We start from the raw sequence: 23,244 nt of genomic DNA on the forward strand, positions 1-23,244 counted from the left end.
ACGAGCCGATTCACCACAGGAAGGTATTCCCGTCATGCCCGATGACAAAAAGCTCGTCGACTACCTCAAGTGGGTCACGGCCGACCTGCACAGGACCCGTCGGCGGCTGGAGGAGGCCGAGGCGAGCCGGCACGAACCGATCGCCATCGTGGGCATGGCCTGCCGGCTGCCCGGCGAGGTCGCCTCCCCGGAGGACTTCTGGCGGCTGCTGGACGAGGGCCGCGACGGCATCGCCCCGTTCCCCACCGACCGGGGCTGGGACCTCGACGCGCTGGGCGGCGACGGAGCGGGCAGCAGCGCCGCCGCCGAGGGCGGCTTCGTCGACGCCGCCGCCTTCGACGCCGGGTTCTTCGGCATCTCGCCGCGCGAGGCCGTCGCCATGGACCCGCAGCAGCGGCTCCTGCTGGAAACCACGTGGGAAGCCGTCGAACGCGCCGGCCTCGACCCGGTGTCCCTGCGCGGCTCCCGCACCGGCGTGTTCGTCGGCACCGCCGGCGTCGACTACGTCGGCGTCGTGATGAACTCCCGCGAGGACGCGGAGGGCCACGCCACCACCGGCCTCACCGCCAGCGTCGTCTCCGGCCGCGTCGCCTACGCCTTCGACCTCGCCGGCCCCGCGGTCACCGTGGACACCGCCTGCTCCTCCAGCCTGGTCGCCATCCACCTGGCCGCCCAGTCCCTGCGCCAGGGTGAGTGCGGCCTGGCCCTGGCGGGCGGCGTCACCGTCATGTCGACCCCCATGGGCTTCTCCGGGTTCACCCGGCAGGGCGGCATCTCCACCAGCGGCCGCTGCAAGGCGTTCGCCGACTCCGCCGACGGCACCGGCTGGTCCGAGGGCGCCGGCGTCCTCGTCCTGGAACGCCTGTCCGACGCCCGCCGCAACGGCCACCAGGTCCTCGCCGTGGTCCGCGGCTCCGCCGTCAACCAGGACGGCGCCTCCAACGGCCTCACCGCCCCCAACCGCCCCTCACAGCAGCGCGTCATCCGGCAGGCCCTCGCCGGCGCCGGCCTCTCCCCCGCCGACGTCGACGCCGTCGAGGCGCACGGCACCGGCACCCCGCTCGGCGACCCCATCGAGGCCCAGGCCATCCTCGCCACCTACGGCCAGGACCGCCCCGAGGACCGCCCGCTGCTGCTCGGCTCGGTGAAGTCCAACATCGGCCACTCCCAGGCCGCCGCCGGTGTCGCCGGCGTCATCAAGACCGTCCTGGCCATCCGCCACGGCGTCCTGCCCAGGACGCTGCACGTCGACGCGCCCTCCACCCACGTCGACTGGACCGCGGGCAACGTCCGCCTCCTCACCGAACGCACCCCCTGGCCGGAGACCGGCCGGCCCCGCCGCGCCGCCGTGTCGTCCTTCGGCATCAGCGGCACCAACGCCCACCTCGTCGTCGAACAGGCCCCCGAACCACAGGAACCGGCCCAGCCCGCCGCACCGACGGCCCACCCGGCGGTCGTGCCGTGGCCGGTCGCCGGCAAGACGAAGGGCGCCCTGGAGGCCCAGCTCGCCGCCGTGTCCGCCCCGACCGACGCCACCGCCCTGGACGTGGGCTTCTCCCTGGCGTCGGGACGGTCGGTGTTCGAGCACCGGGCCGTCCTCCTCGCGGACACCGGCGGCGGCGCACCCGTCGAGGTGGCGCGCGGTCGCGCGGCGCAGCGGTCGCTCGCCGTGCTGTTCCCGGGCCAGGGCTCGCAGCGGGCCGGGACGGGACGCGAACTGTACGCGGCCTTCCCCGTCTTCGCCGAGGCGCTGGACGCCGTACTGGAGCGGCTCGACGCGGAGCTGGACCGCCCGCTGCGGGAGGTGCTGTTCGCGGCGGAGGGCACGCCCGAGGCGGACCTCCTCGACTCCACCGGCTACACGCAGCCCGCGCTGTTCGCGGTCGGGGTGGCGCTGTACCGGCTGGTGGAATCGTGGGGTGTGCGGCCGGAGTTCGTGGCCGGTCACTCCGTCGGTGAGATCACGGCCGCGCACGTCGCCGGGGTGCTGTCCCTGGACGACGCCTGCACCCTGGTCGCCGCGCGGGCCCGGCTGATGCAACAACTCCCTTCCGGTGGCGCGATGGTGGCCGTGCAGGCGACCGAGGAGGAGATCACCCCGCACCTGACCGCAGACATCGCCCTGGCGGCGGTGAACGGCCCGGACGCGCTGGTGATCGCCGGCGCCGAGTCCGACGTCGCCGCCGTGGCGGAGGAGTTCGCCGCGCGGGGACGCAAGACGCAGCGGCTGTCGGTGAGTCACGCCTTCCACTCGCCGCTGATGGAGCCGATGCTGGAGGAGTTCCGAGGGATCGCCGAGCAGCTCACCTACGCCGCACCGCGCATCCCCGTCGTGTCCAACGTGACCGGCGGGATCGCCGACCCGGCCCTGCTGTGCACGGCCGAGTACTGGGTGCGGCACGTCCGCGGCACCGTCCGCTACGCCGACGGCGTACGGGCGCTGGCCGAGGCGGGAGCGGACGCCTTCCTGGAACTGGGACCCGGCGCCGTCCTCACCGCCCTGACCCGGCAGACCCTCGGCGACGACACGGACGCCGTGGCGGCACCCGCCCTGCGCGCCCGGCACGACGAGCAGACCGCGCTGCTCACCGGGCTGGCCGAACTGCACGTCGCGGGCGTCCGCGTCGACTGGACCGCCTGGTTCGAGGGAACCGGCGCCCGCCGCACCGACGTCCCCACCTACCCCTGGCAGCACCGGGCGTACTGGCCGCGTCCGCTCGCCCACGCGGGCGACGTCGCCGGCGCCGGACTCGTCCCCGCCCGGCACCCCCTGCTGGGCGCCGCCGTGTCCCTGGCCGACTCCGACGGTGTCCTGCTCACCGGACGGATGTCGCTGCGCACCCACCCGTGGCTCGCCGACCACACCATGGGCGGCATGGTCCTCTTCCCCGCCACCGGATTCCTGGAGCTGGCCGTCCGCGCCGGCGACCAGGTCGGCTGCGGCCGGGTCCAGGACCTCGCCCTGACCACGCCGCTGGTGCTCGACGAGCGGGGCGCCGTCGCCGTACAGGTGCGGGTCGGTGCGCCAGACGACTCCGGCGTCCGGCACATCGCCATCCACTCCCGGCCCGCCGACGCCGACGCCGGGCCGTGGACCCAGCACGCCCTCGGCACCCTCGTCCCGGGCGACCGCGCCATCGACTTCGGCACGGCCGAGTGGCCACCGAACGGCACGGAACCCGTCGACCTCACCGGCTTCTACGAGCGCACCGAGTACGGCCCCCTCTTCCAGGGCCTGCGCGCCGCCTGGACCAGGGACGACGAGGTCTTCGCCGAACTGGAACTGCCGGGCGGCGCCGACGACGCGGCCCTGTTCGCCCTGCACCCGGCGCTGCTGACCGCCGCACTGCACGCCGTCGAGTTCGTCCGGTTGAAGGACGCCGACCAGGGACTGCTGCCCTTCTCCTGGTCGGGTGTCTGCCTGCACGCCTCCGGAGCGGCACGACTGCGGGTCCGGCTGGCCAAGGCCGGCGAGGACACCGTGTCCATCGCCGCCGTGGACCCCGCGGGACGGCCCGTCCTGTCGGTCGAGTCGCTGGCGCTGCGGCCCTCGTCCGCCGCCCGGCTCCTCGGACCGACCGCCGGCGACCGCGCCTGCCTGCTGCGGCTGGAATGGGTGCCGGCCGACACCGCAACCGGGCGCGGCGCCGCGCCCGGCCCGCTGGTGGCCCTGGGCGAGGACCCGTTCGGAGCGGGCCGCACCATCACATCGCTGTCCGAGGTCACCGAGAACGGCACCCGCGTCCTCGTCCCGGTCGCCGATCGCACCGACCGCACCGACACCCCGGACGCCGTCCACGATGCCACGCGTGCGGCGCTGGCCCTCGTCCAGGAATGGCTCGCCGAGCCCCGGCCCACCGGCGCCCGGCTGGTGTTCGTCGCCCGCGGCGCCGTCGCCGCACGACCCGGCGACCCGGCCGGCAACCTGGCGGCGGCCGCGGTGTGGGGCCTGGTGCGCACGGCCGAGTCCGAATACCCCGGCGGGTTCACCCTGGTCGACATCGAGCCCGCGGCCCCGCTGCCCCTGGACACCGTGTTCGCGGTGGACGAGCCGCAGATAGCCGTCCGGGACGGCGGGCTCCTGGTCGGCCGCCTCGCCCAACTGCCCACCGCGCAGGACGCGCCGGCCCCTGCCACGACGGACGACGGGCCGGAGCACCGGGACGCCCTCGGTGCCGGCCGTGCCGGAACCGTCCTGATCACCGGCGGCACCGGAACCCTAGGCTCGCTCACCGCCCGCCACTTGGTGACGCACCACGGCGTCACCAGGCTGCTGCTCGCGAGCCGGCGCGGTCCCGAGGCACCCGGCGCCGCCGAACTGCGGGACGAACTCACCGCGCTCGGCGCCCACGTGGACCTCGCGGCCTGCGACCTGACCGACCGGGACGCGGTCGCCGCGCTGCTGTCCGGCATCCCGGCCGGACACCCGCTCACCGCCGTCGTCCACGCGGCAGGCGTCCTCGACGACGCCGTACTCACCTCCCTCACACCCGAACGGCTCGAGGACGTCCTGCGGCCCAAGGCCGACGCCGCGCTGCACCTGCACGACCTGACGCGGGACCTGGACCTCGACGCGTTCGTGCTCTACTCGTCCATCTCGGGCGTCACCGCCCGCGTCGGACAGGCCAACTACGTCGCGGCCAACACCGTCCTCGACACCCTCGCCCACCACCGCGCCGCCCAGGGCCTGCCGGCCCTGTCACTGGCCTGGGGCGCCTGGGATCTGGGCGACGGCATGGCTCGGGACCTGCTCACCGACAGCGGCCGGCAGCGCATCCGCGCCGACGGCATCGACGCCCTGCCCGCCGAGCGGGCCCTGCACTTCTTCGACACCGCCCTCCGCCTCGACGAACCCGTCGTGGTCCCCACCACCTTCGCGACGCCGCCGGCGGGATTCACGGGCGACGTACCGCCCCTCATGCGAGGGCTGGTCCGCGCGCCCCGCCGGACGGCGGCCGCATCCGCACCGCTCCGCGCCGTCGACCCGGTCCCGTTCCGCGAGCGACTGGCCACCCTCGGTGCCGCCGAGCGCAAGCAGGCGCTGCACGACCTGGTCGTCGGACACACCGCGGAACTCCTCGGCCACCGCGACCAGTCGGAGATCGACCCGGAACGCAACTTCCTGGAACTCGGCTTCGACTCCCTCATCGGTATCGAACTGCGCCGCAAGCTCAGCGAGGCCACCGGACTCCAACTGCCGGCGAGCATCGTCTACGACAGCGGCTCACCCGAGGGACTCACCGCCTGGCTGGGCACCGAACTGGCCGCCCAGGGCGGCGGCCCGGCCGCCCACGGCGCCGCGGCCGACGGCCCCGCCGAGAACGACTCCCTGGAGCGGCTGTTCCTCGACGGCCTGGCCCGCGGCAGGACGCGCGAGGCGCAGCGCATGCTGGCCACCGTCGCCGCCCTGCGCCCCACCTTCGAGGCGACCGCCGAACTGGAGGACCTGCCCTGGCCGGTGACGCTCGCCGAGGGCCCCGCCCCGTCCCGGCTGGTCTGCGTCAGCGCGCCCACCGCCAACGGCGGCGTCCACCAGTACGCGCAGCTGTCCGCGCACTTCCGCGGCGGCCGCGACGTGACCGCGCTGCCGCTGATCGGCTTCGCCACCGGTGAGGCCCTGCCCGCCGGCCCCGAGGCCGCCGCCCGGGTGATCGCCGAGAGCGCCCTGCAGGCCGCCGACGGCCGGCCCTTCGTCCTCGCCGGCCACTCCTCGGGCGGTTCCCTCGCCTACGCGGCGGCCGGCGTCCTTGAGTCCACCTGGGGCATCCGCCCCGCCGCCGTGGTCCTGCTCGACACCCTGAGCATCCAGCACAGCAGCGACGAAGGCGTCGACTTCTCCGGCATGATGCGGTTCAACTTCACCGCCGTCGACGACTCGCCCGTACGGCTCACCAACTCCCGGCTGTCCGCGATGGGCCGCTGGATGGTGCTGCTCAACGCCCTCGACGTGCACCCGACCACGGCACCCGTGCTCGAGATCAAGTGCACCCGCGCCCTCATCGAGGGCGTGCCCGCACCGGACCCGGACAGCCTCGGCGAACCGCTGGTGCCGTCGGCGACCGTGCGCGCGGTCGACGCCGACCACCTCTCCGTGATCCGCGAGGACTCCGCGAAGGCCGCCACCCTCATCGAGGAGTGGCTGACCACGCTGGAGGAGACCACGGGCTGACCACCCCTCAGGAACCGGCGGCCACCCCTCGGAACCGGCGGCTGTCACTCAGGACCCGACGACCGCCACACAGGACCAGTGGTCGCCGCTCGGCACCCGCGGCCACCGCTCAGGCACCGGCGATCCCCGCTCAGGCACCGGCGGCCGCGCCCCCGATAACCGATCACCATCAGGGAATTCACCAGTTCTCCGCCCCGGGCCGGGCGTGTGTGGCAGCCGCCACCGCGCCCGGCCCCGCCATTCCCCCGAGGCTCTAGGGAAACCCGCAGTCGACCACGGCCCAGACTGGCCTCCGGTCCGGGACGCCGCGCGCCCCGGACCGGAGGACCACCGGGCGGCGCCCTCCGCGCGCACCGCGGGTCCTCCCCACAGGGTCGGGGCGTGGACACCGGGAATCGCCGCTCTCCGCGCGTCCCGGAATCTGAGTGAGAGGTGGGCACCTGATGTCGAACGAGGACAAGCTCCGCGCGTACCTCAAGCGGGCGATCGCCGACCTCCAGGAGGCCCGGCAGCAGCTCAGCGAGGCCGAGAACCGGGACCGCGAGCCCGTCGCCGTCGTCGCCATGGCCTGCCGCTACCCCGGCGGCGTCCGCTCGCCCGAGGAACTGTGGGAGCTGGCCCGCGACGGCGTGGACGCCATCTCCGCGTTCCCCGGCAACCGCGGCTGGGACCTCGACCGCCTCTTCCACCCCGACCCCGCCCACCACGGCACCACCTACACCCGCGAGGGCGGCTTCCTGCACGAGGCCGGCGAGTTCGACCCGGCGTTCTTCGGGATCTCCCCGCGCGAGGCCCTCGCCATGGACCCGCAGCAGCGCCTCCTCCTCGAAACCTCCTGGGAGGCCCTGGAACGCGCCGGCATCCTGCCCGACTCCCTCACCGGCAGCCCCACCGGCGTCTTCGTCGGCACCGGACACGGCGACTACGACAGCGCCTCCCGCGGCCGGCAGGAAGAGGTCGCCGGACACCTCCTCACCGGCAACACGGTCGCCGTCGCCTCCGGCCGCCTGTCCTACACGTACGGCTTCGAGGGCCCCGCGGTCACCGTGGACACCGCCTGCTCGTCGTCCCTGGTCGCGCTGCACCTGGCGGTGCGCTCGCTGCGCCAGGGGGAGTGCTCCCTCGCCCTGGCCGGCGGCGCCACCGTCATGTCGACGCCGAAGATGTTCACCGAGTTCGCCCGCCAGCGCGGACTGGCCGCCGACGGCCGCTGCAAGGCGTTCGCCGCCGCCGCCGACGGCACCGCCTGGTCCGAGGGCGTCGGCATGGTCCTGCTGGAGCGGCTGTCCGACGCCCGCCGCAACGGCCACCAGGTCCTCGCCGTCATCCGTGGCTCCGCCGTCAACCAGGACGGCGCCTCCAACGGCCTCACCGCCCCCAACGGCCCCTCGCAGCAGCGCCTCATCCGCCAGGCCCTCATCGACGCCGGACTGTCCGCCGCCGAGGTGGACGTCGTGGAGGCGCACGGCACCGGCACCACCCTGGGCGACCCGATCGAGGCGCAGGCCCTGCTCGCCACCTACGGCCAGGACCGGCCGGCGGACCGGCCGCTGCTGCTCGGCTCGCTGAAGTCGAACATCGGCCACACCCAGGCCGCGTCCGGTGTCGGCGGCGTCATCAAGATGGTGCAGGCCATGCGGCACGGCACGCTGCCCAAGAGCCTCCACATCGACGCCCCGACGCCGCACGCCGACTGGGCCGACGGCGCCGTCGACCTGCTCACCGAGCCCACCGACTGGCCGGCAACCGGCCGGCCCCGCCGCGCCGCCGTGTCCTCCTTCGGCGTCAGCGGCACCAACGCCCACCTCGTACTGGAGCAGGCCCCGGAGCTCCCGTCGGACGACGAGGCCGACGGCCCGGTGGAGAGTCCGGTGTGGCTGCCGTGGGCGGTGTCGGCGAAGTCGCGTGAGGCGGTGCGGGAGCAGGCGGCGCGGCTGGCGGCGTCCGTGCGCGCCTCCGGTGCGGGTGCGCTGGACGTGGCGCATTCGCTGGTGTCGACGCGGGTGGCGATGGAGCACCGTGCGGTCGTCGTCGGCAGCGGCCCGGACGACCTGCTCGACGGACTGGACGCGCTCGCCGCTGGTCAGCCCGCTCCCGGTCTGGTCGAGGGCACCGCCACGGAGGACGGCGGCGTCGTCTTCGTGTTCCCGGGCCAGGGCTCGCAGTGGGCCGGGATGGCCGTGGAACTCCTCGACACCTCGCCGGTGTTCGCCCGGCAGATGTCCGCCTGCGCCGAAGCGCTCGCGCCCCATGTCGAGTGGTCGTTGCTGGATGTGGTGCGGGGTGTGGAGGGTGCCGCTTCGTTGGAGCGGGTGGATGTGGTGCAGCCCGTGTTGTGGGCGGTGATGGTGTCGTTGGCGGAGGTGTGGCGGTCGTGTGGTGTGCGGCCGGCTGCGGTGGTGGGTCATTCGCAGGGTGAGATCGCTGCGGCGTGTGTGGCGGGTGGGTTGTCGTTGGAGGATGCGGCGCTGGTGGTGGCGTTGCGTTCGCGTGCGTTGCGTGCTTTGTCGGGTCTTGGTGGCATGGTGTCGGTGGCGCGTGGTGTGTCGGTGGTGCGGGAGCTGGTCGGCCGGTGGGAGGGCCGGGTGTCGGTGGCGGCGGTGAACGGGCCGTCGTCGGTGGTGGTGTCGGGTGACGCGGATGCGTTGGACGAGCTGCTGGTGGTGTGTGAGGCGGAGGGTGTGCGGGCGCGCCGGGTGGCGGTGGACTATGCGTCGCATTCGGCTCATGTGGAGCGTATCGAGGCGGAGTTGGGCCGGTTGCTGGCTCCGGTGGTGCCGCGTTCGTGTGAGGTGCCGTTCTACTCGACGGTGTCGGGTGGTGTGATCGACACGGTTTCGCTGGATGCGGGGTACTGGTACCGGAATCTGCGGGGGACGGTGGAGTTCGAGGCGGCGACGCGTGCGCTGCTGGCGGACGGTTTCCGGGTGCTGGTGGAGGTGAGTGCGCATCCGGTCGTGGCGACGGGTGTGCGTGAGACGGTCGAGGACGCGGGTGTCGCGGCCGGTGTGGTGGGGACGCTGCGTCGTGACGAGGGCGGCTGGGAGCGGTTCACGCTGTCGCTCGGTGAGGCGTGGGCGTACGGCGCCGATGTCGACTGGGACGCCTTCTACGACGGCACCCGGCCCCGCCGCGTCGACCTCCCCACCTACCCCTTCCGCCGCGAGTGGTACTGGCTCACCCCCGACGAGACCGACCGGCCCGCCGGCACCGATCCCGCCGACGGCGAGTTCTGGTCGGCCGTGGAGAGCGGAGACATCACCCGCCTGTCCACCGTCCTCGACATCACCGGTGACGACACCGAAGCCTTCAGCAGCCTGCTGCCCGCCCTCGCCTCCTGGCGCCGCCGCCGCACCCTGCGCACCACCCTCGACGCCTGGCGCCACCGCGTCCACTGGACCCCGCTGACCGGCGCCGCCGGCCCCGTCCCCGACGGCCGCTGGCCCGTACTCGTCCCGGCCGGACACGCCGACGACCCCTGGGTCGCCGACGTCCTCGACGCCCTCACCGCCCGCGGCCTGCGCGTCGAACGCCACGACCTCACCGGCGACGAGGACACCGCCGCCCTCACCGCCCTGCTCACCACCCCCGACAACGACGACACCCCCGCCGGCGTACTGTCGCTGCTCGCCCTCGACGAGCGCCCCCACCCCGACCACCCCGCCGTGCCGCGCGGCCTCGCCGCCGCCAAGACCCTCACGCACGCACTCACCGGCACCGGCATCCGCCTGTGGGCCCTCACCCGCGGCGCCGTCTCCGTCGACAGCCGCGACCTGCTCACCTCACCCGTCCAGGCCCAGACGTGGGGCTTCGGGCGCGCCGTCGCCTTCGAACTCCCCGACACCTGGGGCGGACTGGTCGACCTGCCGGCCACCTTCGACCCGCGCGCCCTCGACCGCCTGCCCGGCCTCCTCACCGGCCCGGAGGACCAGCTCGCCGTCCGCGCCTCCGGCAGCTACGCCCGCCGGCTCGCCCGGATGCCGCTGCCCGAGCCCGCCGACGGCACCGACCCCACCGGCACCTGGGGACCGCACGACACCGTCCTGATCACCGGCGGCACCGGCGCGCTCGGCGCCCACGTCGCCCGCTCCCTGGCCGCCGCCGGCGCCCGGCACCTGGTCCTCACCAGCCGCCGCGGACCCGACGCGCCCGGCGTCGCCGACCTCACCGCCGACCTCACCGCGCACGGCACCCGCGTCACCGTCGCCGACTGCGACGTCGCCGACCGCGACCAGCTCGCCCGCCTCCTCGAGTCCCTGCCCGCCGACCTGCCGCTCACCGGCGTCGTCCACGCCGCGGGCGTCCTCGACGACGGCGTCCTCGACGCCCTCACCCCGGACCGCTTCGACGCGGTCCTGCGCCCCAAGACCCTCGGCACCGCCCACCTGCACGAACTCACCCGCGGCCACGACCTGTCGATGTTCGTGCTGTTCTCCTCCATCGTCGGCGTCCTCGGCAACGCCGGACAGGCCAACTACGCCGCCGCGAACGCCTACCTCGACGCCGTCGCCGAACAGCGCCGCGCCGCCGGCCTGCCCGTCACCTGCGTCGCCTGGGGCCCCTGGGCCGACACCGGCATGGCCACCGCCGACGTCCTCACCGACCGGATGAGCCACGACGGGCTCACCCCGATGGCACCCGACACCGCCGTCGCCGCGCTGCGCGCCGCCGTCACCGAAGGCGCCCCGCACGTCACCGTCGTCGACGTCGACTGGCCGTCGTACGCCGCCGTCCTGACCGCGGCCCGGCCCAGCCCGCTCATCGGCGACCTCCCCGAGGTCCGCCGCGCCCTGGAGGCCGCCAAGGCCGCCGCGCCCGACACCCACGCCCTGCGCGACCGGCTGCGCGGCCTCGCGCCCGCCGAGCAGGACCGCCTGCTCACCGACCTGGTCCGCGCCGAGGTCGCCACCGCCCTGCGCCACGCCTCGCCCGACGCGATCGACGTGCACCGCGCCTTCAAGGACCTGGGCTTCGACTCGCTCACCGCCGTCGAGGTGCGCAACCGCATCACCGCCGCCACCGACGTCACCCTGCCCACCACGCTCCTGTTCGACCACCCCAACACCGCCGCCGTCGTCGACCACCTCAAGGACCGGCTGCTCGGCGAACAGCGGCACACCGCCGCCCCCGTCGTCGTCGCGGCCGGTGCCACCGACGAGCCGATGGCCGTCGTCGCCATGGCCTGCCGCTTCCCGGGAGGGGTCACCAGCCCCGAGGAACTGTGGGACCTGATGGTCGCCGAGGTCGACGCCGTGTCCACCCCGCCCGCCGACCGCGGCTGGGACCTCGACGCGATGTACGACCCCGACACCGAACGGCACGGCACCACCTACAGCCGCGAGGGCGGCTTCATCCAGGACGTCGCCGGCTTCGACCCGGCGTTCTTCGGGATCTCCCCGCGCGAGGCCCTCGCCATGGACCCGCAGCAGCGACTCCTCCTCGAAACCTCCTGGGAGGCGTTCGAACGCGCCGGCATCGACCCGGAAAGCCTGCGGTCCACCGCCACCGGTGTCTTCGTCGGCACCATCAACACCGACTACCAGGTCCGCCTCGGCGGCGCCGCCGCCCAGGAGCAGCTGGCCGGCCACCTCATGACGGGCAACGCCTCCAGCATCGCCTCCGGCCGCCTGTCCTACACGTACGGCTTCGAGGGCCCCGCCGTCACCATGGACACCGGCTGCTCGTCCTCCATGGTCGCCCTGCACCTGGCCCTGCAGGCGCTGCGCACCGGCGAGTGCACCATGGCCCTGGCCGGCGGCGTCACCATCATGTCCACCCCCGAGCCCTACGTGGAGTTCTCCCGGCAGCGGGGCCTCGCACCCGACGGCCGCTGCAAGGCGTTCGCCGAGGGCGCCGACGGCATGGGCTTCGCCGAGGGCGTCGGCCTCGTCCTGCTGGAACGCCTCTCCGACGCCCGCCGCAACGGCCACCCCGTCCTCGCGGTGGTGCGCGGCTCCGCCCTCAACCAGGACGGCGCCTCCAACGGCCTCACCGCCCCCAACGGCCCCTCGCAGCAACGCGTCATCCGGCAGGCACTCGCCAACGCCGGACTCACGCCCGCCGAGGTGGACGTCGTGGAGGCGCACGGCACCGGCACGCCGCTCGGCGACCCCATCGAAGCCCAGGCCATCCTCGCCACCTACGGACAGGGCCGCGACCCCGAACGGCCGCTGCTGCTCGGCTCGCTGAAGTCGAACATCGGTCACACGCAGGCCGCCGCGGGTGTCGGCGGCATGATGAAGATGGTGCTCGCGATGCGGCACGGCATGGTGCCCAGGAGCCTGCACATCACCGCACCCACGTCGGTCGTCGACTGGTCCAGCGGCGCCGTCCGGCTGGTCACCGAACACACCGCCTGGCCGGGCACCGGCCGGCCCCGCCGCGCCGGCATCTCCTCGTTCGGCATCAGCGGCACCAACGGCCACCTGATTCTCGAGCAGGCCCCGGAACTCCCGTCGGACGACGAGGCCGACGGCCCGGTGGAGAGTCCGGTGTGGCTGCCGTGGGCGGTGTCGGCGAAGTCGCGTGAGGCGGTGCGGGAGCAGGCGGCGCGGCTGGCGGCGTCCGTGCGCGCCTCCGGTGCGGGTGCGCTGGACGTGGCGCATTCGCTGGTGTCGACGCGGGTGGCGATGGAGCACCGTGCGGTCGTCGTCGGCAGCGGCCCGGACGACCTGCTCGACGGACTGGACGCGCTCGCCGCCGGCGAGCCGTCCGCCCACGTCGTGGACGGCGTCGCCGAGACCGGACCGGGCACCGTGTTCGTCTTCCCGGGCCAGGGCTCGCAGTGGGCCGGGATGGCCGTGGAACTCCTCGACACCTCGCCGGTGTTCGCCGCCCGCATGGCGGAGTGCGCGGCCGCCCTGTCCCCGCACGTCGAGTGGTCGTTGCTGGATGTGGTGCGGGGTGTGGAGGGTGCCGCTTCGTTGGAGCGGGTGGATGTGGTGCAGCCCGTGTTGTGGGCGGTGATGGTGTCGTTGGCGGAGGTGTGGCGGTCGTGTGGTGTGCGGCCGGCTGCGGTGGTGGGTCATTCGCAGGGTGAGATCGCTGCGGCGTGTGTGGCGGGTGGGTTGTCGTTGGAGGATGCGGCGCTGGTGGTGGCGTTGCGTTCGCGTGCGTTGCGTGCTTTGTCGGGTCTTGGCGGCATGGTGTCGGTGGCGCGTGGTGTGTCGGTGGTGCGGGAGCTGGTCGGCCGGTGGGAGGGCCGGGTGTCGGTGGCGGCGGTGAACGGGCCGTCGTCGGTGGTGGTGTCGGGTGACGCGGATGCGTTGGACGAGCTGCTGGTGGTGTGTGAGGCGGAGGGTGTGCGGGCGCGCCGGGTGGCGGTGGACTATGCGTCGCATTCGGCTCATGTGGAGCGTATCGAGGAGGAGTTGGGCCGGTTGCTGGCTCCGGTGGTGCCGCGTTCGTGTGAGGTGCCGTTCTACTCGACGGTGTCGGGTGGTGTGATCGACACGGTTTCGCTGGATGCGGGGTACTGGTACCGGAATCTGCGGGGGACGGTGGAGTTCGAGGCGGCGACGCGTGCGCTGCTGGCGGACGGTTTCCGGGTGCTGGTGGAGGTGAGTGCGCATCCGGTCGTGGCGACGGGTGTGCGTGAGACGGTCGAGGACGCGGGTGTCGCGGCCGGTGTGGTGGGGACGCTGCGTCGTGACGAGGGCGGCTGGGAGCGGTTCACGCTGTCGCTCGGTGAGGCGTGGGCGTACGGCGCCGACGTCGACTGGGACGCCTTCTACGACGGCACCCGGCCCCGCCGCGTCGACCTCCCCACCTACCCGTTCCAGCGGCAGCACTACTGGCCCCGCTTCTCCGACGCCTCCGGCGACGTCACCTCCGCCGGACTGGACTCGCCCGACCACCCGCTGCTCGGCGCCTCCGTGGAACTCGCCGGCGGTGACGGACTCGTCGCCACCGCCCGCTGGTCCCTGCGCAGCCACCCCTGGCTCGCCGACCACGCCGTGTCCGGCACCGTCATCGTCCCCGGCACCGCCCTCGTCGAGTCCGTCATCCGCGCCGGTGACGTCCTCGGCGTCGGCAGCGTCGACGACCTGACCCTCCAGGCACCCGTCGTCCTCCAGGAGCACGGCGAGGTCCAGGTCCAGATCGGCATCGGCGACGCCGACGACTCCGGCCGCCGCCCCGTCACCGTCCACACCCGGGCCACCGGACCCGACGGCGACACCGAGAACTCGTGGACCCTGCGCGCCCAGGGCACCCTCACCGCACCCGGCAACCCCGCCGTGGCCCGCCCCGAGGACTTCACCGCCTGGCCGCCACCCGGCGCCACCGCCCTGGCCGCCGACGGCTTCTACGACCTGCTCGCCGGCCGCGGCTACGAGTACGGCCCCGTCTTCCAGGGCGTCCGCGCCACCTGGCGCCGCGGCGACGACGTGTTCGCCGAGGTCGTCCTGCCCGACCAGGTGCGCGGCGACGCCACCCGGTTCGGCATCCACCCCGCCCTCCTCGACGCCGCCCTGCACGCCGCCGGGCTCGCCCCCGGCAGCGACGACCGCACCCTCGTCCCCTTCGCCTGGTCCGGCGTGTCCCTGTACGCCACCGGCGCCACCGCGCTGCGCGCCCGGATCTCCCCGGCCGGTGAGGACACCGTCACCGTCCACCTGACCGACCCGGACGGCGCGCCCGTCGCCGTCATCGACGCGCTCACCGTCCGCGAGGTCGCCGCCGAAACCCTCGACCCGTCCGCACGGGCCGCCCGCGACTGGCTGTTCCACCTCGACTGGACCCCCCTCGCGCCCGCCGACGCCCCCGCCGACACCTCCGGCTGGGCCGTCCTCGGCACCCCGGACGGCCCCGTCACCGCTCCCGACCGCACCGGCACCCCGCTGCCCGCCCTCGCCGGCCTCACCGCCCTCGACACCGACCGACTCCCCACCGCCGTACTGCTGTTCGCCGGACAGTCCACGACGGGCACGCCCGCCACCGTCCCCACCGACGCCGGGCAGGGCGACGACACGCCGGCCGCACCGGACGCCGTCCTCGGTGACGTCCTGACCACCGTCAACGACTGGCTCGCCGACGACCGCACCACGGACATCCCGCTCGTCGTGGTCACCCGCCACGCCGTCGCCACCGGACCCGGCGACCCCGCGCACGACCTGCCCGGCGCCGCCGTCTGGGGCCTGCTGCGCTCCGCCCAGTCCCAGCACCCCGGCCGCCTGGTCCTCGCCGACCTCGACATCCACGACGACTCCTGGCAGGCCCTGCCCGCCGCGCTCACCACCGGCGAACCCCAACTCGCCCTGCGCCAGGGCACCGCCCACGCACCCCGGCTGACCCGCCCCCGCACCGCCGACACCCTCACCGCACCCGACGGCGCCACCGCATGGCGCCTCGACATCCCGGTGAAGGGCTCCGTCGACCAGCTGGAACTGGTGCCCTGCCCCGAGATCACCGACGAGCCCGCGCCCGGACACGTCCTCATCGAGGTCCGCGCCGCCGGACTCAACTTCCGCGACGTCCTCAACACCCTCGGCATGTACCCGGGCCCCGCCGTGCTCCTCGGCGCCGAGGCCGCCGGCGTCGTCACCGCCACCGGCCCCGGCGTCACCGGCCTCGCACCGGGTGACCGCGTCATGGGCCTGGTCACCGGCGGCTTCGGCACCCACGCCGTCGCCGACGCCCGCATGCTCGCCCCCGTGCCCGACGGCTGGACCTTCACCCAGGCCGCCTCCGTCCCCGTCGCCTTCCTCACCGCCTACTACGGCCTGCGCGACCTCGCCGGCCTCACCGCAGGCGAATCCGTCCTCGTCCACGCAGCCGCCGGCGGCGTCGGCATGGCCGCCGCCCAACTCGCCCGCCACTGGGGCGCCGAGGTCTACGGCACCGCCGGCGACCACAAGCGGCGCCTGCTGCGCGCCGACGGCTGGGCCGACGACCACCTGGCCTCCTCCCGCACCCTCGACTTCGAGGACCGCTTCCGCGAGACCAGCGGCGGACGCGGCGTGGACGTCGTGCTGAACTCCCTGGCCGGCGACTTCGTCGACGCCTCCCTGCGGCTCCTCGCCCCCGGCGGACGCCTCGTCGAAATGGGCAAGACCGACGTCCGCGACCCCGAACAGGTCACCCGCGACCACCCCGGCGTCGCCCTCTACCAGGCGTACGAACTGCGCGAGGCCGGCGAGGACCGCATCCAGGAGATGTTCGCCGACCTCACCCGGCTCTTCGCCACCGGCGCCCTGCGCCCCCTGCCCACCGTCACCTGGGACGTCCACCAGGCCCGCGACGCCTTCCGCCACATGGCGCAGGCCAAGCACTACGGCAAGATCGTCCTCACCGTGCCGCGCGCCTGGAACCCCCACGGCACCGTCCTGATCACCGGCGGCACCGGCACCCTCGGCGGCATCCTCGCCCGGCACCTCGTCACCCGGCACGGCATGCGCCACCTGCTGCTCACCGGCCGCCGCGGCCCCGACGCCCCCGGCGCCGCCGCCCTGCGCGACGAACTCACCGCCCTCGGCGCCGAGGTCACCGTCGCCGCCTGCGACGCCGCCGACGCCGACCAGCTCGCCGCGACCCTCGCCGCCGTACCCGCCGCACACCCGCTCACCGCCGTCGTGCACGCGGCCGGCACCCTCGACGACGGCGCCCTCGAACACCTCACCCCCGACCGGCTGCGCACCGTCCTCGCCCCCAAGGCCGACGCCGCACGCCACCTGCACCGCCTCACCCGCGACCTCGACCTCGCCGACCTGGTCCTCTTCTCCGCCGGCGCCGGCGTCTTCGGCAACGCCGGACAGGCCAACTACGCCGCCGCCAACACCTACCTCGACGCCCTCGCCCACCGCCGCCGCGCCGACGGCCTGCCCACCACCTCCCTGTCCTGGGGCCTGTGGGCCGACGCCAGCGCCATGACCGGCCACCTCGACGCCACCGACCTCGCGCGGGTCCGCCGCTCCGGCGTCCTGCCGCTGTCCGCCGCCGACGGCATGGCCCTCTTCGACGCGGCCCTCACCGCGCAGCGCCCGCACCTGGTACCCGTCCGCCTCGACACCGGCCGGCTGCGCGCCGACGGCGACGTACCGCACCTGCTGCGCGCCCTGTACCGGGGCCCGGTCCGCCGCGCCGCCGCGGCCGGCCCCGCCGGCGGCACCGACGGGCTGCGGCTGCGCCTGGCCGGCCTGCCCGCCGACGACCGGCTCACCGTGCTGCGCGACCTCGTCGCCACCCACGCCGCCGCCGTCCTCGGCCACACCGAACCCGGACGGCTGCACGCCGGACGCGCCTTCCGCGACCTCGGCTTCGACTCGCTGACCGCCGTCGAACTGCGCAACCGGCTCAACACCGCCACCGGACTGCGGCTGCCCGCCACCCTCGTCTTCGACCACCCGACCCTCGCCGAACTCGCCGCCCACCTCGACGGCGAGCTCGGCGGCGACACCCCCGCACCCACGACCGCCGCCCCCGCACCCCGGGCGACCGACCCCGGCACCGACGAGCCCCTCGCCATCGTCGGCATGGCCTGCCGCCTCCCCGGCGGAGTGCGCTCCCCGGAGGACCTGTGGCGGCTCCTCACCGACGGCACCGACGCCGTCGCCGAAGTCCCCGCCGACCGCGGCTGGGACCTCGACGGCCTCTACGACGCCCTGCCCGGCGAGCAGATCACCTCCCGCACCCGAGAAGGCGGCTTCCTCGACGACGCCGCCCACTTCGACGCCGACTTCTTCGGCATCTCACCGCGCGAGGCCCTCGCCATGGACCCGCAGCACCGGCTGCTCCTCGAAACCGCCTGGGAGACCTTCGAACGCGCCGGCATCGACCCCCGGTCGGTCCGCGGCAGCCGCACCGGCGTCTTCGCCGGACTGTCCTCCAGCGACTACCTCAAGCGCGTCACCCGCGTCCCCGACGAGATCGCCGGGTACGTCAACAACGGCAACGCCAACAGCGTCCTGTCCGGCCGCGTCGCCTACACCCTCGGCCTGGGGGGCCCGGCGGTCACCGTCGACACCGCCTGCTCCTCCTCCCTGGTCGCCCTGCACATGGCGGTCCAGTCGCTGCGCCGCGGCGAGTGCACCATGGCCCTGGCCGGCGGCGTCACCGTCATGTGCTCACCGGAGATCATCGTCGACTTCTCCCGCCAGCGCGGACTGGCCGCCGACGGCCGCTGCAAGCCGTTCGCCGCCGCCGCCGACGGCACCGGCTTCTCCGAGGGCGTCGGACTCGTCCTCGTCGAAAGGCTGTCCGACGCCCGCCGCAACGGCCACCAGGTCCTCGCCGTGGTGCGCGGCTCCGCCGTCAACCAGGACGGCGCCTCCAACGGCCTGACCGCCCCCAACGGGCCCGCCCAGCAGCGCGTCATCCGCCAGGCCCTCGCCGACGCCGGTGTCACCGCCGACCAGGTGGACGCCGTGGAGGCGCACGGCACCGGCACCCGCCTCGGCGACCCCATCGAGGCACAGGCGCTCCTCGCCACCTACGGCCGGGACCGCGACCCCGAACGGCCCCTGCTGCTCGGCTCGGTGAAGTCCAACCTCGGCCACACCCAGGCCGCCGCCGGTGTCGCCGGCGTCATGAAGACGGTCCTCGCCCTGCGGCACGGACTGCTGCCGAAGAGCCTGCACATCGACGCGCCCACCCCGCACGTCGACTGGTCCGCCGGCGCCGTCAGCCTCCTCACCGACGCCACCGCATGGCCCGAACCCGCCGCCCCCCGCCCCCGCCGGGCCGCCGTGTCCTCCTTCGGCATCAGCGGCACCAACGCCCACGTGATCCTCGAACAGGCCCCGGCGGAAGCGGAACCGGAGGTGGCCGCCGCGGCGGACACCGGCGACGACGCGTCCGAGGCCCGCGCCGGCCTGCCCCTGCCGTGGATCCTGTCCGCCCGCAGCGACGCGGCGCTGCGCGGCCAGGCCCGCGCCCTCCTCGCGCACCTCGACGCCCACCCCGACCTGGCGCCCGCCGACATCGCGCTGTCCTTGGCGACCCGCCGGGCCACCCTGGAGAAGCGTGCCGTCGTCGTCGCCACCACCCCCGGCGACTTCCGCGCCGGCCTCACCGCCCTCGCCGACGGCACCCCCTCGCCCGCCGTGACCAGCGGCGGCACCGTCAGCGGCCGCGACCGCCGGGCCGTCCTCGTCTTCCCCGGCCAGGGCTCCCAGTGGGCCGGCATGGGCGCCGAACTCCTCGACACCTCACCGGTGTTCGCTGCACGCATCGCCGCCTGCGCCGACGCCCTCGCCCCGCACGTCGACTGGTCCCTCACCGACGTACTGCGCGGCACCGACGGCGCACCCGGCCTGGACCGGGTCGACGTCGCCCAGCCCGCCCTGTGGGCGGTGATGGTGGCGCTCGCCGACGTGTGGCGCGCCCACGGACTGAAGCCCGCCGCGGTCCTCGGCCACTCCCAGGGCGAGATCGCCGCCGCCGCCGTCAGCGGCGCCCTCTCCCTCGAGGACGCCGCCCGGATCGTCGCCGTGCGCAGCCTCGCCATCGCCCGCGAACTGTCCGGCCAGGGCGGCATGGTGGCCGTCACCGCCCCGCACGACGAGGTCACCGCCCTCGTCGCCGACCTGCCCGGCGTGTCGGTCGCCGCCGTCAACGGCCCCTCCTCCGTGGTCGTCTCCGGCGACACCGACGGCCTCGACACCCTCCTCGCCGACTGCGCGGAGCGCGGAGTGCGCGCCCGCCGCATCCCCGTCGACTACGCCTCGCACTCCGCGCACGTCGACCGGCTCGCCGAGACCCTGCCCGCCGCCCTGGCCGGCATCGAACCCCGCGACGGCGACATCCCGTTCTTCTCCACCGTCACCGCCGACTGGCTGCCCGGCACCGCCCTGGACGCCCCCTACTGGCACCGCAACCTGCGCGGCACCGTCCGCCTGGAGGAGTCCCTGAACGCCCTCCTCGACCAGGGACACGACGTGTTCGTCGAGTGCAGCCCCCACCCGGTGCTCACCGTCGGCATCGAGGACACCGTCACCGCGGCCGGGGCCGACGCCGTCGCCCTCGGCTCCCTGCGCCGCGACGACGGCGGCACCGACCGGGTGCTCACCGCGCTCGCCGCCGCCCACGTCGCCGGTGTCCCCGTCGACTGGCGGCCCGCCGTCGCCCACGGCCACCCCGTGGACCTGCCCACCTACGCCTTCCAGCGCGAGCGGTACTGGCTGGAGGCGACCGGCGCCGACGCGGACCCGACCGGCCTCGACACGGTCGTACGGCTCGCCGACGGCGGCGCCCTCCTCAGCGGCGGCCTCTCGCTGACCGGCCAGCCCTGGCTGGACGCCCACCGCGTGCACGGCACCGCCGTCGTACCGGCGACCGCCCTGCTCGACTGGGCCGTCCGGGCCGGCGACGAGACCGGCTGCCCGGTCGTCACCGCCCTCGACGAGCACACCCCGCTCACCGTCCCCGAACACGGCCGCGTCGACATCCAGGTCACCGTCTCCGCCCCCGGCGGCACCGACGCCGACCAGGGCTCGTGCACGCTCACCGTCCACTCCCGCGTCCCCGACGCGGACGGCACCGACGTGCCCTGGACCCTGAACGCCACCGGCACCCTCACCGCCGGCGCCCTGGAGCCCGCCCCGGCAGGCCCGGACACCTGGCCGCCCGCCGGCGCCCGCCCCACCGACCCCGACCGGGCCCACGACCGTCTCGACGGCAGCGGCCTGGACACCGGAGCCGCCTTCCGCACCCTGCGCGCGGTGTGGCGGCAGGGCACCGACCTCCTCGCCGACGTGGAACTCCCCGAGGACGCCCGCGCCGACGCCACCCGGTTCCGCGTCCACCCCGCGCTGCTCCAGACGGCCCTCGCCCTGGCCGCCACCCCGGAGCACGCCGACGCGCCCGCGCTGCCGCACCGCTGGCAGGACGTCACCGTCCACGCCACCGGCGCCACCCGGCTGCGGCTGCGGCTGACCGGCGACGGCGACACCTGGACCGTCCACGCCCACGACGCCACCGGCGCGCCCGTCCTCACCGCCACCGCCACCACCCGGCCGGCCACCCCCGACCGGCTCCCGGCCGCCACCGCCCCCGACGCGTTGCACCGCGTCGAATGGACCCCGTGGACCGGCGACACCGACCCGGCGGACCTCACCGGCCCCTGGGCCGTCCTCGGCGGCCACGGACGCCTCACCGCCGCACTGGAGAGCGCGGGCGCCACCGTCCGCGTCCACGCCGACCTGGACGAGCTCACCGCGGCCCTGGACAGCGGCGACGCCGAACAGCCCGCCGTGGTCGTCGTCCCGCACACCCACCCCGGCACACCCGGCGGTCCGGCCGCCCGTGACACCGCGACCGCCGCCCACGCCTCCGCCCACCGCGCCCTGCGCCTGGCCACCGCCTGGCTCGGCGACCCGCGGTACACGAACACCCGGCTGCTCGTGGTGACCGAGGGCGCCCTCGCCACCGGACCCGACGACAGCGTCCCCGCCCTCGCCGACGCCACCGTCTGGGGACTGCTGCGCTCGGCCCAGACCGAACACCCCGGCCGTTTCCTCCTCGCCGACCTCGACCCGACGACCGACACCAGCGGCACCAGCGGCACCAGCGACACTGGCGGTACCGGCGCGACCGGTGACGGCACGGCGGACGGCGACCCCGCACCCCACACCGACCCGTCGGCCACCGCCCTGATCGCCGCCGTCGCCGCGGCCGACCGCACCGGCGAGCACCAGTTCGCCGTACGCTCCGGCACCGTCACCGTGCCCCGGCTGGTGCGCGCCGACCGCGACAGCACCACGCCCGCGGACACCAGCCCGTGGGGTGACGCCGCGGCCACCGGCACCGTCCTCGTCACCGGCGGCACCGGAGTCCTCGGCTCCCTCGTGGCCCGGCACCTGGTCACCCGGCACGGCGTACGCCACCTGCTGCTCACCGGCCGCCGCGGCCCCGACGCCCCCGGCGCCGCCGCCCTGCGCGACGAACTCACCGCCCTCGGCGCCGAGGTCACCGTCGCCGCCTGCGACGCCGCCGACGCCGACCAGCTCGCCGCGACCCTCGCCGCCGTACCCGCCGCACACCCGCTCACCGCCGTGGTGCACGCGGCCGGCACCCTCGACGACGGACTCCTCGACACCCTCACCCCCGAACGCCTCGACCACGTCCTGCGGCCCAAGGCCGACGCCGCCTGGAACCTGCACGAACTCACCCGCGACACCAAACTCTCCGCTTTCGTGCTGTTCTCCTCCTACGCGGGCCTCGCGGGCGGCCCCGGCCAGGCCAACTACGCCGCCGCCAACGCCTTCCTCGACGCCCTCGCCCAGCACCGCCGCGCCCGCGGCCTGACCGCCGTCTCCCTCGCCTGGGGCTTCTGGGAGGACCGCAGTGGCCTCACCGGCACCCTCGACACCGCGGACCTCGCCCGCCTGGAGCGGGCCGGCATCCGCCCCCTCACCGCCGACCAGGGCCTCGGCCTGCTCGACGCGGCCACCGCCCTGGACACCGCCCACCTGGTCCCCGTGCGACTCGACCCGCGTGCGCTGCGCGCCGACCGGGTGCCGCCGCTGCTGCGGGCCCTCGCCCGGCCGGCCGGCCGTCGCGCCGCCGACGCCGGAACCACCGACGCACCGCAGGACCTGCGCCGCAGGCTCACCACGCTCAGCGGACCCCAGCAGCAGGCCCTGCTGCACCGCACGGTCCTCGGTCACGTCGCCGCCGTCCTCGGCCACGCCTCCGCCGAAGCCCTGGACTCCGGGCGCGGCTTCCTCGACCTCGGCATGTCGTCGCTGACCGCGGTGGAACTCCGCAACCGCCTCAACGCGGAGACCGGACTGAGCCTGCCCACCACCCTCATCTTCGACCACCCCGACCCGGCCGCCCTCGTCCGTCACCTGCGGGACGAACTCGGCACCGGCGGCACCGGACCCGGCGACACCGACCAGCCCGTCTTCACCGAACTCGCCGACCTCGAGGCCGCCGTCGACGGCACCGAGCTCGACGACCAGGACCGGGCCCGCCTGGCCAAGCGCCTCCAGGCCCTGCAGTGGAAGCTCGACGCCACCACGCAGACCACCGGCGAGCGCGACGACACCGACCTCGACACCACCACGGACGACGAGATGTTCGACCTCATCGACAACGAACTCGGCCTCGCCTGACACCCCGGCCCGGCACCGCGT

General features: G+C 75.2%; 2 protein-coding genes. Both read left to right on the forward strand.

Annotated features, from left to right (window positions below; translation table 11 throughout):
* Positions 1-34: 34 nt before the first annotated feature.
* A complete protein-coding gene (locus FGW31_RS33545; protein WP_142197381.1) occupies positions 35-6,169 on the forward strand; it encodes a type I polyketide synthase in 6,135 nt (2,044 codons plus the stop codon).
* A 443-nt stretch (positions 6,170-6,612) separates the two neighbouring features.
* Positions 6,613-23,223 carry a type I polyketide synthase gene (locus FGW31_RS33550; RefSeq protein WP_142197382.1) on the forward strand — a complete coding sequence of 5,537 codons (16,611 nt, stop codon included), beginning with the start codon at positions 6,613-6,615 and terminating at the stop codon, positions 23,221-23,223.
* Positions 23,224-23,244 lie beyond the last annotated feature (21 nt).

It is taken from the genome of Streptomyces calvus, from assembly GCF_006782915.1.
GTDB lineage: Bacteria > Actinomycetota > Actinomycetes > Streptomycetales > Streptomycetaceae > Streptomyces > Streptomyces calvus.